Raw genomic sequence first — 11,798 nt, 5'->3', positions numbered from 1 at the left:
TATCAGATTTAAGAAGGTAGTGTTACTTAAGAACGATTACCACCTATAACCTATATGCGCTTACGCTTCTTGCTTTTGAAGCTCAACTTCAATTTCTTCATCTTCAATTAGAGAATCAACGATTACCGCACACGCAGCATCACCAGTGATGTTAAGCGCCGTACGAATCATGTCAAATACACGATCAAGAGCGAACAGAAGTGGTAGACCTTCGATTGGGATACCAGCGGCAAGTAATACAGCGACAACGAGGAAAGATGGACCTGGTACACCCGCTTGGCCAACAGCACCTAGTGTTGAAGTTAGGATGATTGCAATGTACGCGCCCATGCTTAGATCAATACCAAATAGCTGAGCAAAGAAGATAGCGACTAGACCGTAGTAAATTGCGTTACCAGACATGTTAATTGTTGCGCCTAACGGCAGAACAAATGAAGCAGTTGAGTTACGAACACCTAGCTCTTTCTTAACCGTATCCATAGTTACTGGAAGTGTTGCCATTGATGATGCCGTTGAAAGGGCAACAGCTTGTGGCTTCTTCATTGCAGTTAGGAATTTCTTCGCCGATGTTTTTGTGAAAATCTGAATCATTAGTGGGTAAGCAACAAAGCCGAAGATAAGAATCGCAGCGATGTAAACCATGAACAGTTTGAACACGATCATTAGTGCCGCAAAACCAAACGTACCCACTGCTTCAGCCATTAGACCAAATACACCAATTGGAGCAATGATCATTACTTTGTTGATCATCCAAACCATTGAATTAACGATAGTGTTTACACCGTTAATGATTGGGTCACGCTTTTCAGCCGCTTGTTGAGATAGAGCAACACCAAAGAATAGACAAAATACTAGGATTTGTAGGATATTTTCTTCGTTAAGTGAGTTGAAAATGTTCGTTGGGATCATACCAGTAATGGTCGCCCAGAAAGTAGGAAGCTCACCTTTAGATGCTAAATCGCCAACAGAAAACATACCTTCTACAGCTGAAACATCAATACCAATACCCGGCTTGAATATTTCGCCCATAATAAGAGCAAGTGTAACTGCTAACGCTGAAGTAATACCGAAGTAACCTAATGTTGTTAGGCCTACTTTACCGGCTGATTGGCTGCTACCTAGACCCGCCGCACCTGAAATAAGGGCAACAGCGACCAATGGAATAACAAGCATCTTAATTAATGCGATGAATATTGCACCTAGTGGAGCAAACACAATCGCGCTTTCTCCCATTAAGCCACCAATAACCGTACCAAGAATCATTGCGATAACAACTTGCACGCCAATGTTGCTTAGTAAATTCTTTTCTTTTAACACTTGTGTTACTCCTGTGCTACTTAAATGTAAAATCCCAACATTACACACTAATAAATGAATATTTATTAGATTAATATTTCGTTGTGCTTTTTACACTTATATACAGGTATTAGCAACCTACTAAAGGGGGATTGAAAGACTTAAATAGTTTTTTTTGACCTAAGTTTACTTTTTGTTATTAATTCGCAAACGATTGCCGTTCATGAGATCAATGTTGCTGCGTGCTTTGATTTGTTGTGTGATTGTTTTGACAGTTTTGCTGCGTGAATTAATGGTGGAACTGAAACTAAAAAAGCCTTCAACTATTGATTGAAGGCTTTTTGATATTACGGATGATTCAGCTGAGCGCTATTGTTGAGTGGCTTGTTTCATTTTGCTAACAAACTCTTTAAGTGCTTCTAGCATCAGAGCTGGGTTATCGACATTGCTTTCGATTATTTTCACAACCGCTGAGCCAGATATTGCCCCCGCAGCACCTGCTTTTACTGCTTGCTTCACTTGCTCAGGTTGAGAAATTCCAAAGCCCAGCAGTGCTGGAGGTGCGTCGTACTGATTTAATCGGCTCAATAGTGTATCGACGGGCATATTCGCTTTTGTTTCCGCGCCCGTAACGCCTGAGCGAGACAGTAGGTAAGTGTAGCCACCACCCAGTTTAGCAACTGATGCTAACGTCTCATCACTGGCTGTTGGTGGTGCAATGAAAATTGGATGGATTCCGTGCTTTTCAGCAGCCGCGACAAACTCAGCGCTTTCATTGGTTGGCACGTCAGCAATCAATACTGAGTCTATACCTGCTTTAGCACAGCGCCCATAAAAGTTATCAATCCCTCGAGAGTAAACCAAGTTTGCATACATCAATAACCCAATTGGTAGCTCAGGGTACTTAACTCGAATCTTTGCAATGAGTTCAAAACAGATATCTGGGGTTACTTTTGAGTCCAAAGCACGGATGTTCGCCCCTTGAATAGTAGGGCCATCGGCCAATGGGTCAGAGAAAGGAATGCCTAGTTCTAAAGCATCTGCCCCCGCTTCAACCAACGTTTCCATAATTTTTAATGACTGCTCAGCGTTTGGGTCACCAACGGTGACGAAAGGAACGAAGGCACCTTGGTTTTTGTCGCTTAGGCGAGCGAACAGTGTTTGGTAGCGATCCATTATATTGCTCCTTTCTCTTGTAGGATGTCATGAACAGTGAAGATATCTTTATCTCCACGGCCAGAAAGATTCACCACTAATAGCTGCTCTTTCTCTGGTTCGTCTTGCGCCATTTTTAAAGCGTGAGCGAGTGCGTGAGCTGATTCTAGCGCAGGGATGATACCTTCTTTACGAGCAAGAATTTGGAACGCTTCTAACGCTTCATCATCAGTAACGTTATCGTATTCTGCGCGGCCAATGGAATTTAGGTGAGCGTGCTGCGGGCCAACAGATGGGAAATCAAGACCAGCAGATACAGAGTAAGATTCTTCGACTTGCCCGTGCTCGTCTTGCATCAATGGTGCTTTCATACCAAAGAAGATACCTGTTTTACCGTGTTTAAGTGGTGCGCCATGTTGATCAGTATCGATACCTTTACCAGCCGGCTCTACACCAATGAGGCGAACCTCTTTTTCTTCGATGAAATCTGAGAACATACCAATCGCGTTAGAACCGCCACCAACACAAGCGATAACCGCGTCAGGTAAACGTCCTTCACGTGCCAGTATTTGGTGTTTCGTCTCTTCACCGATCATGTGTTGGAATTCTCGAACAATTGTCGGGAATGGGTGAGGGCCTGCAGCGGTACCGAGCAGGTAGTGCGCGTCTTCGTAGGTTGCAGACCAATCACGTAGGGCTTCGTTACACGCATCTTTAAGCGTTGCAGAGCCTGAATGAACAGGGATAACTTCTGCGCCCATTAGCTTCATTCTAAAGACATTCGGGCTTTGACGTTCTACGTCTTTTGCACCCATGTAAACACGACATTTTAAATCAAGCAGAGCACAAGCTAGTGCAGTTGCTACGCCGTGCTGACCAGCGCCTGTTTCAGCAATGATCTCTTTTTTACCCATGCGCTTAGCAAGTAGTGCTTGTCCCAATACTTGGTTGGTTTTGTGCGCGCCACCATGAAGTAGATCTTCACGTTTTAGGTAAAGCTTAGTTTTCGTACCTTTGGTTAAGTTGCGCGTCAGCGTTAGCGCTGTCGGGCGACCTGCGTATTCTTGCAGCAGCGTCATGAATTCAGCGCGAAACTCAGGATCTTCTTGAGAATCAATGAACGCTTGCTCTAACTGGTCAAGTGCTGGAACCAAGATTTGTGGAACGTATTGTCCACCGTATTCACCAAAATAGGCGTCAAGTTTTGCCATGATAATAATCCTTAGTAATCTCTGATTGCTGCAAACGCTCGTTGCAACTTATCGGTATCTTTTTTACCTGCTTGGTATTCAACGCCTGAGTTTAGGTCAAGGCCTAAGCATCCGATCAGCGAAGCTTGCTGTGCATTTTCTGCACTGAGTCCACCAGCGAGCATAATTTGTTGTGTTTGGTTAATTAAATCCCAGTTAAACACTTTTCCAGTTCCACCTGATTGTTCACCGATTTTGGTGTCCAGTAGGTGACGGTCGATATTCTTTTCTAGCAATACAGGAATAGAAGACGAAACGCCATACGCTTTCCATATTTCAACAGTATCAGGAAGCTGTGCTTTTAGTTCATCAACGAATGCTTGGTCTTCATCGCCATGAAGTTGTATTGCTTTTAATCCCAATTGAGAAACGATTTTGGTGATGGTATCGATGCTACTATTTTGGAATACACCGACATAGTTAAGCGGCGCACCACTCATCGTCAATCGAGCCGCTTCAATATCAATATATCGCTTGGATTTCTCAACAAAAATTAGACCGCCAAATACAGCACCTGCATGGTAGGCTTTTGCTGCATCGTCAGGGTGAGTTAAACCACATACTTTGTTTTCACCTAAGATGACACTTCGAGCGGCTAGCTCTAGATCGTCTTCAGCCATTAACGAGCTACCGATCAAAAAGCCTTTAGCGTAAGGAATAAGATCTTTCACTTGTTGATGAGTGTATATCCCTGATTCTGAAATGATCACCGCATTAGGAGCTAGCTCTTTGACAATAGGAGCCAACTCTTTGGTTCGGTTGAGGTCGGTCGATAAGTCACGCAGGTTACGATTGTTAATACCGATGACTTTCGCGTTAAGAGCCACTGCTCGATGAAGTTCCTCTTCATTGCTTATTTCAGTCAGTATGCCCATGCCTAACGAGTGTGCGACATCTGCTAGCTCTTTGTACTGTTCGTCGTTTAAAACCGATAGCATAAGAAGGATGGCATCTGCGCTGTAGTGGCGAGCTAGATAGACTTGGTACGTATCCACCATGAAGTCTTTACACAAAATAGGTTGTGTTGCGATGGAACGAACCTTAGGTAAAAATTCGAAATTGCCTTGGAAATATTTCTCATCAGTCAGGACAGAGATAGCACTCGCATGGCGGTTATAAACCGTCGCAATTTTCTCCAGGTTGAAATCATCTCGTATCAAACCTTTAGAAGGAGATGCTTTTTTACATTCAAGAATGAACGCGGTTTTCCCTTGCTCAAGGGCTTGATAGAAATCACGATCAGATGATTGTAATTCTGATTTGAAATCATTCAGTGGTTGAACTTGTTTTCGTTCTTCAACCCATAGGTATTTGTCTTTGACGATTTTCGCTAAGACTTCCGCCATTTCCGTTTCTTGCAGTGAAACGTGTTCAGAAAGTTGTGTCATCTTAACCTCGACTCGCTAGTTGCTGCACGAGTTCATAAGCTTTACCCGAATTCATCGCTTCGATGGCTTTTTGTGTATTTGCTTTCAAATCTTCTTGGCCGAATAAACGCATTAATAAAGCCACGTTCACGGCAACAGCACCTACTTGAGCATCTGTACCTTTACCCGTCAATATATTCGTAATAATGGCTCGGTTCTCTTCTGGAGCGCCGCCTTTGATCGCTTCAAGAGGGTGGCTAGTTACGCCAAAGTCTTCAGGTGTTAATGTGTATTGAGTAATCTCACCGTCTTTGATTTCTGCAACGGTGGTTGAGCCATGAATCGCGACTTCGTCTAGCCCACTACCATGAACAACGGCCGCGCGCTTCATACCCATTTTCAACATTGTCTTAGCGATTGGCATAACAAGCTCTTCGCTGTATACACCCATCAACTCGATATTTGGACGAGCAGGATTAATGAGTGGGCCAAGAATATTGAAAATAGTGCGTGTTTTCAGTGTTTGGCGAACAGGCATTGCATGACGAACACCGCCGTGATATTGCGGTGCAAATAGGAAAGCAACACCGAGGTCATCGACCGCTTTGCGTGTGTCTTCTGCGCTCATCGCTAAGTTGATACCAAAAGAATCAAGCAGATCAGAAGAGCCTGATTTTGAAGACACGCTGCGGTTACCGTGTTTCGCGACTTTTAAACCACACGCAGCTGCAACAAATGCCGCGGTAGTTGAGATATTAATCGTGTCGTGTCCATCACCACCCGTACCAACAATATCAGCGAAATCATAATCAGGGCGAGGGAATGGGTTTGCGTTAGCTAATAGTGCTTTGGCTGCGCCGGCGATCTCTTCGGGTGTTTCGCCTTTAATTTTTAGTGCAGTTAACGCCGCCGTCATCAAAATAGGGTCTAGCTCTCCACGAATAATGACATCAAACAGTTGTTGACTCTCTTCTTCACTAAGAGAGCACTGTTCGTATAGCTTATTGATAATATTTTCCATAGTAATGTCCTTATTAAGCCAATTTTTCGTGGTTAGATGGATTCTCTAGTGCCCACTCTATCGCATTGCTAAGTAGTGTTGCACCGTAAGTTGTCATAATTGACTCTGGGTGAAATTGAAAGCCACACACTTTGTCTTGTTCGTGCACGACGGACATCACCAAGCCATCTACTTCCGCAGTGACAGTAAGCTGATCTGATACATGCGTTGCGACCAAAGAGTGGTAACGGGCAATCGCAAGTGGAGACGGTAAGTTTTGATAGATCGCGTGTTGTTGGTGGGCCATCATCGACACTTTGCCATGAATGATTTCACCAGCGCCTGCTACCGTACCACCGTAAGCTTCGACAATCGCTTGGTGCCCTAGGCAAATACCAATTATAGGGACTTTGCCTTTTAAGCGTTGAATGAGCTCAGGCATAGAGCCCGCTTCTGATGGTGCGCCAGGCCCCGGTGACAATAGTACAACCGGGTTGTCTAGTTGACCGATTGCTTCTTCAACAGCACTCGCTTCAATATTGTTTCGATAAACGGTGACTGGGTAGCCAAGCGAGCGAAATTGGTCCACTAGGTTGTAAGTAAAAGAATCGAAGTTATCGATAAAGACGATATTTGCTGATTTCTCTGTTTTAGTCGTCATATCGTTACTCCTTATGTGCTGCTTGAATAGCTGAAATAACCGCTTGGGCTTTTCCACGTGTTTCATCTGCTTCAGCTTGAGGGTCAGAATCGAATACGACACCTGCGCCAGCTTGAACTTGAGCCACGCCATTTTCTACGTAGGCAGAACGAATCACGATACACGTATCGAGTGTGCCTTCTCCGGTGAGATACCCCACCGCACCACCATAACTACCACGGCGTGCTTTCTCGACATCACGAATAAGTTGCATTGCACGAATTTTTGGTGCGCCTGTTAAAGTGCCCATATTCATACAAGCTTGATAGGCATGAAGGGCATCTAAATCCTCACGCAGTTGACCAACAACTCGGGAAACTAAGTGCATTACATGGCTATAACGGTCAACTTTTAGTAAGTCAGCTACGTGGCGGGTACCGGCTTCTGAGATACGAGCAACGTCATTACGAGCAAGATCGACCAGCATCATGTGCTCTGCGTTCTCTTTTTTATCGGTACGAAGTTCAAGTTCAATGCGGCTATCAAGGTCGAAATCAATCTCACCGTTCGGGCGCTTGCCACGGCGGCGTGTTCCCGCAATCGGGTAAATCTCGACTTGATTAGTGTCGGTTTCGTATTTCAATGCGCTTTCAGGTGACGCACCAAATAGAGTAAATAGCTCATCTTGCATGTAGAACATGTAAGGGCTTGGGTTACTCTGTTTCAGCTCTTTATAGGCAGCAAGTGGTGAAGGGCATGGAAGTGTAAAGCGGCGCGAAGGCACGACTTGGAAAACATCACCTCTGATAACGTACTGCTTTAAATCGCGTACTGTTTGGCAAAAAACGTCGTCGGAGATACTAGGAACGACATCAACGCTGGTTAGCTTCTCTGCTTTAACACTGACAGGAGGCAACTCACACTGTACTTTGATATCACTTAAACGTTGCTCCAGTTGAGTTTTTACTTTCGGATCTTGGCTAAAGTTACTCGCGTGCAAGTGGCCCTGTTCCATTTGGTGATCAAAGCGTAATAGCGTTTCAGCGACGTAGAAGACGTAGTCAGGGCACTGATTGGTACTTTCTGCGTCCCCTAGTGGTTCAAAGTTTGCAACTAGATCGTAGGCAAAAAGACCAGCTAAAAACAGTTCCAATTTCTCTTCTGGGTTGTTTTTATAGCTGTGTTGAACAAGGCGAAGAGCATCAAAAGAAGAAGGTTCGCGAAGGCGAGAGTCTTCGTCGATGGTATCGCAGGCCTGTTTAAATGTAAGTACAAGCTTCTCAGGACTGAACGCTGATTCAATCTCTTCTTTTACATTGGCGTGAATATGCTTAATCAGGCTTTGGCCATTGGCCGTTAACGCTTGAAAGGTTACTTCATGACCGTAACAGATGATTCGAACTGCCGAGTCAATAAGAAGCATACTCTTTAGGTTCTGTTTAGAATCTATTTCGGCAGACTCTAGCAATAAACTGTCGCGTTTATTTTCACAAATTGTGTGAAATAGCTGAGTAGGGTCTTGGGAGTATGGGACGGTAGTATTGATGATTTCAATGTTTCCCAACTCTTTAATATCAATGGTCTTATTCACAAGACGTCCTTTTAATTTTTCGTATCTTCCTGTCGTACATACTCGCATAAACTGCATAGACACCCAATGAACAATATTGCCTATTTGTTGAATTGTTAGTCAGTTGAGTGTGAGATGGTCGACAAAATAAAAAAGCCCGCTAAATTTAGCGGGCTTAGTGAAACAATTTGGTTTGTTTACTTACACATTTACCCACTTAGAATATGTACAAGTACGCCACCAACCAAGATCACTACGAATAGCAGTAACTTTATCTTTATTCAGTTGGTTTAGTTCTAGTAACATAGTGAGCCTATTGAATGCGCTTGTATTTGTGTACTAGTTAACTAGTATGGGCGAGAGAAGTCAACCAAAATGAATAAAAAAGATGAAAATTGATCTACACAGTCACACGACAGCTTCAGATGGAAGACTCACACCTCAAGAGCTCGTTGATAGAGCGGTCAGCTTTGATGTCAAAGTGCTTGCTATTACTGACCATGACACATTGGATGGTTTAGAGTTGGCCAGCACTCACATCGCAGAAAATGATTTACCCATCCAATTGATTAGTGGCATTGAGTTTTCAACGGTTTGGCAAAATAAAGACATTCATATTGTTGGCTTAAATGTCGACTCTAGTGATGAACGCATGTTAGCGCTTATTGAACAGCAGAAAACACACCGTAACGAACGAGCAAAGTTAATCGCTCATCGCCTAGAAAAAGCGACTCGTGAGGGTATTTTTGAAGAAGTTCAACTGATTGCCGGCGATGCGCCGATTACCAGAGCGCACTTTGCTAAGTGGCTTGTCGATAACGGGTATGCAAAAACCATGCAGCAGGTGTTCAAAAAATACCTGACCCGAAATAACCCTGGTTATGTTCCGCCAAACTGGTGTTCAATGACCGATGCGGTGGAAGCGATCCATAGCGCTGGCGGCGTGGCGACACTCGCTCACCCTGGTCGTTATAATTTAACCGCGAAATGGGTTAAGCGCCTTTTGTCTGCCTTCTGTGAGGCGGGTGGGGATGCGATGGAAGTTGCGCTGCCTCAACAAGCGCAACAAGAAAGACGCACCCTTGCTGATTATGCTATACAATACAAACTATTAGCCTCTCAAGGCAGTGACTTTCACTATCCATCTCCTTGGACGGAGCTAGGAAGAAACCTTTGGTTACCTTCCGGTGTTGAGCCCGTTTGGAAAGATTGGACTATGATTTCATCATCGACAGTAAATGAAGATAATGATCTAACAATATAGAGTCGAGAGACTCGATAATGAGGAATGACTATGAGCCAGTTCTTTTATGTACACCCAGATAACCCACAGGCTCGCTTGATTAATCAAGCCGTAGCAATTATACGTAATGGCGGTGTCGTGATTTATCCGACTGACTCAGGCTATGCATTGGGTTGCCAACTTGAGAATAAACAAGCCTTGGATCGTATCTGTCAGATTCGTCGTTTAGACAGTAAGCACAACTTCACGCTGCTATGCCGTGATCTTTCTGAAATTGCGCTGTATGCGCGCGTTGATAATACCGCATTCCGTTTATTGAAATCGAATACGCCGGGGCCTTACACCTTTATCTTTAAAGGAACCAAAGAGGTACCAAGGCGTTTAATGAATGCCAAGCGTAAAACCATTGGAATTCGTATCCCAGATAACAAAATCGCACTCGATTTACTAGAAGCGCTGGGTGAGCCTTTGATGTCTACCTCGCTTATCCTTCCAGGAAATGAGCATACCGAGTCTGACCCGGAAGATATTCGTGACCAGTTAGAACATGCCGTTGATTGTATTTTGAATGGTGGCTACCTAGGAGAGCAACCAACAACCGTTATTGATTTTAGTGATGACGAAGCGGTCGTTGCACGTGTTGGCTCTGGTGACCCTTCTCCTTTCGAGTAATCGAAAATTGATGCTTTTGGTACAATAATTTGAGATACTACGCGGCCGCGATTTTTGGTCGCAACTATATTCTTTCGACGTCTGTGAAGACGACAATTACTAGGTAAATAAATGAGCGAAAAACTACAGAAGGTTTTAGCACGCGCAGGGCATGGCTCACGTCGTGAACTGGAAACTTTAATCAAATCTGGCCGTGTAAGTGTAAACGGTGTGGTAGCGAAACTAGGTGAGCGCCTAGAAGATGAAAGTGCCGTTATTCGTATTGATGGGCACACCGTTTCAGCGAAAGTATCTGAAGAGGTTGTTTGTCGCGTACTTGCATACTACAAGCCTGAAGGTGAATTGTGTACTCGTCACGATCCTGAAGGTCGCCGTACGGTTTTTGACCGCCTTCCAAAGATCCGTGGTTCACGCTGGATCTCTGTTGGTCGTCTTGATGCGAACACTTCTGGTCTACTTTTATTTACCACAGATGGTGAGCTTGCAAACCGTTTGATGCACCCAAGCCGTCAGGTTGAGCGTGAGTATTTGGTTCGCGTATTTGGTGAAGTTAACGAAGATAAAGTGAAAAACCTTGTGCGTGGCGTTAAGCTTGAAGACGGCATGGCTCGTTTTGAAGATGTTGTTTATGCCGGCGGTGAAGGTATGAACCATACTTTCTATGTTGCGATTAACGAAGGCCGTAACCGTGAAGTTCGTCGTTTGTGGGAATCGCAAGATACAACGGTAAGCCGTCTAAAACGTGTTCGTTACGGTGATATTTATCTTGATAAAAAACTGCCTCGCGGCGGTTGGACTGAACTAGATCTGAAAGAAGTAAACTACCTTCGTGAGTTGGTCGAACTTGCACCTGAGAAGAACACTATGCTTGATGAGTCGAAAGACAATACATCTCGTAAACGTGAACGTTCTCGTAGTCAAAAGATTCGTCGTGCTGTTAAACGTCATGAAGAGCGTGTAAGTACACCATCAAAAGGGCGAAGCAATAACCCTTCTCGCAGCAAAAAGCCAACGAAAAAGTCGGCAGGCGAGCCTGGTGCACGTAATAAGAACCGTCGTTAATTAATCTGGTTTGATAAAAATTAATGAGAAAGCTGATAGGGAGACCTATCAGTTTTTTTTTTGGGAAAAATCCCAATTTGAGTGGATGATCGGAGAGAAAAATCGCTGTTTAGCTCATTTACATAAGTATATTTTGAGAGTCAATGTTAGCCTCTCCTCAAAATAAGTGTTATTCCTTGCTCTTAAGACTTATTCGTATATAGTTCGCTAAAAATAAATAGTTTTATAATATTAAACAACACCAGTTAGGCTTATAAATGAACGAAAATACTTTCCAGCTTCTTAAGAATACGACGCGTGGTAAGATAATCAACATAGATAGAATCCCACCGTGCAGTAAAGAATCACTGTTAGATGCCGTCGAAAATGTAACTGATATCAATGATATGATTCGTATAAATGATGCGATTAAAAGACTTGTAGCAACAGAGACTTCACCGACGGCGTAGTGCTATCGAACAAATGGAGCAGACCTTTACAGGTTGAAATGATCGGATAAAAAGTATGACTCTACTCTCAACTAAGAGGGAGTAGAGTCATACT

The 11,798-nt window shown here is 43.8% G+C and carries 11 protein-coding genes and 1 other annotated feature; of the genes, 3 read left to right on the top strand and 8 right to left on the bottom strand.

Annotated elements, in window-relative coordinates:
- Window positions 1-60: 60 nt before the first annotated feature.
- The 8 genes from KP803_RS01075 to trpL2 form a co-directional block, all read right to left on the bottom strand.
- A complete protein-coding gene (locus tag KP803_RS01075) occupies window positions 61-1,365 on the bottom strand; it encodes a dicarboxylate/amino acid:cation symporter (RefSeq protein ID WP_345791534.1) in 1,305 nt (434 codons plus the stop codon).
- A 300-nt stretch (window positions 1,366-1,665) separates the two neighbouring features.
- A complete protein-coding gene (gene trpA / locus KP803_RS01070; protein ID WP_248006979.1) occupies window positions 1,666-2,472 on the bottom strand; it encodes a tryptophan synthase subunit alpha in 807 nt (268 codons plus the stop codon).
- A complete protein-coding gene (trpB, locus tag KP803_RS01065; RefSeq protein WP_248006978.1) occupies window positions 2,472-3,662 on the bottom strand; it encodes a tryptophan synthase subunit beta in 1,191 nt (396 codons plus the stop codon). Before trpB ends, trpA begins: the two co-directional genes overlap by 1 nt.
- An 11-nt stretch (window positions 3,663-3,673) precedes the next feature.
- Window positions 3,674-5,089 carry a bifunctional indole-3-glycerol-phosphate synthase TrpC/phosphoribosylanthranilate isomerase TrpF gene (gene trpCF, locus KP803_RS01060; RefSeq protein WP_248006977.1) on the bottom strand — a complete coding sequence of 472 codons (1,416 nt, stop codon included), beginning with the start codon at window positions 5,087-5,089 and terminating at the stop codon, window positions 3,674-3,676.
- Window position 5,090: 1 nt separating this feature from the next.
- Window positions 5,091-6,089 carry an anthranilate phosphoribosyltransferase gene (gene trpD, locus KP803_RS01055; RefSeq protein ID WP_248006976.1) on the bottom strand — a complete coding sequence of 333 codons (999 nt, stop codon included), beginning with the start codon at window positions 6,087-6,089 and terminating at the stop codon, window positions 5,091-5,093.
- A 13-nt stretch (window positions 6,090-6,102) separates the two neighbouring features.
- Entirely contained in the window at window positions 6,103-6,729 is a 627-nt protein-coding gene (locus KP803_RS01050) for an aminodeoxychorismate/anthranilate synthase component II (protein ID WP_248006975.1), read from the bottom strand.
- 4 nt (window positions 6,730-6,733) lie between these two features.
- Window positions 6,734-8,299 carry an anthranilate synthase component 1 gene (locus KP803_RS01045; protein WP_248006974.1) on the bottom strand — a complete coding sequence of 522 codons (1,566 nt, stop codon included), beginning with the start codon at window positions 8,297-8,299 and terminating at the stop codon, window positions 6,734-6,736.
- Window positions 8,300-8,425: 126 nt separating this feature from the next.
- Window positions 8,426-8,527 (bottom strand) — a sequence feature (Trp leader region).
- The gene (gene trpL2 / locus KP803_RS22045) at window positions 8,480-8,584 is read right to left on the bottom strand and encodes a tryptophan operon leader peptide (RefSeq protein ID WP_248006973.1); all 105 of its coding nucleotides are present in this window, start codon (window positions 8,582-8,584) and stop codon (window positions 8,480-8,482) included. (Overlaps the previous feature by 48 nt.)
- Window positions 8,585-8,666: 82 nt before the next feature.
- On the opposite strand from trpL2, the gene rnm reads away from it, so the two are divergent.
- From rnm to rluB, 3 genes are all read left to right on the top strand, one after another.
- Window positions 8,667-9,542, top strand: coding sequence for an RNase RNM (gene rnm, locus KP803_RS01035; protein WP_248006972.1), 876 nt, complete (start codon window positions 8,667-8,669; stop codon window positions 9,540-9,542).
- 30 nt (window positions 9,543-9,572) lie between these two features.
- The gene (locus KP803_RS01030) at window positions 9,573-10,193 is read left to right on the top strand and encodes an L-threonylcarbamoyladenylate synthase (protein WP_248006971.1); all 621 of its coding nucleotides are present in this window, start codon (window positions 9,573-9,575) and stop codon (window positions 10,191-10,193) included.
- Window positions 10,194-10,304: 111 nt separating this feature from the next.
- A complete protein-coding gene (gene rluB / locus KP803_RS01025) occupies window positions 10,305-11,255 on the top strand; it encodes a 23S rRNA pseudouridine(2605) synthase RluB (protein WP_248006970.1) in 951 nt (316 codons plus the stop codon).
- The last annotated feature ends 543 nt before the right edge of the window (window positions 11,256-11,798 follow it).

The sequence above is a fragment of the Vibrio amylolyticus genome (assembly GCF_023145695.1).
Classification (GTDB): Bacteria; Pseudomonadota; Gammaproteobacteria; order Enterobacterales; family Vibrionaceae; genus Vibrio; species Vibrio amylolyticus.
This window is presented reverse-complemented; position numbering and strand designations above follow the sequence as displayed.

Excerpts from the sequence above, each read along its gene's own strand:
- trpA (WP_248006979.1), bottom strand. The coding sequence starts at position 2,472 with ATGGATCGCTACCAAACACTGTTCGCTCGCCTAAGCGACAAAAACCAA.
- trpB (WP_248006978.1), bottom strand. The coding sequence starts at position 3,662 with ATGGCAAAACTTGACGCCTATTTTGGTGAATACGGTGGACAATACGTT.
- trpCF (WP_248006977.1), bottom strand. The coding sequence starts at position 5,089 with ATGACACAACTTTCTGAACACGTTTCACTGCAAGAAACGGAAATGGCG.
- trpD (WP_248006976.1), bottom strand. The coding sequence starts at position 6,089 with ATGGAAAATATTATCAATAAGCTATACGAACAGTGCTCTCTTAGTGAA.
- KP803_RS01050 (WP_248006975.1), bottom strand. The coding sequence starts at position 6,729 with ATGACGACTAAAACAGAGAAATCAGCAAATATCGTCTTTATCGATAAC.
- trpL2 (WP_248006973.1), bottom strand. The coding sequence starts at position 8,584 with ATGTTACTAGAACTAAACCAACTGAATAAAGATAAAGTTACTGCTATT.
- rnm (WP_248006972.1), top strand. The coding sequence starts at position 8,667 with ATGAAAATTGATCTACACAGTCACACGACAGCTTCAGATGGAAGACTC.
- KP803_RS01030 (WP_248006971.1), top strand. The coding sequence starts at position 9,573 with ATGAGCCAGTTCTTTTATGTACACCCAGATAACCCACAGGCTCGCTTG.
- rluB (WP_248006970.1), top strand. The coding sequence starts at position 10,305 with ATGAGCGAAAAACTACAGAAGGTTTTAGCACGCGCAGGGCATGGCTCA.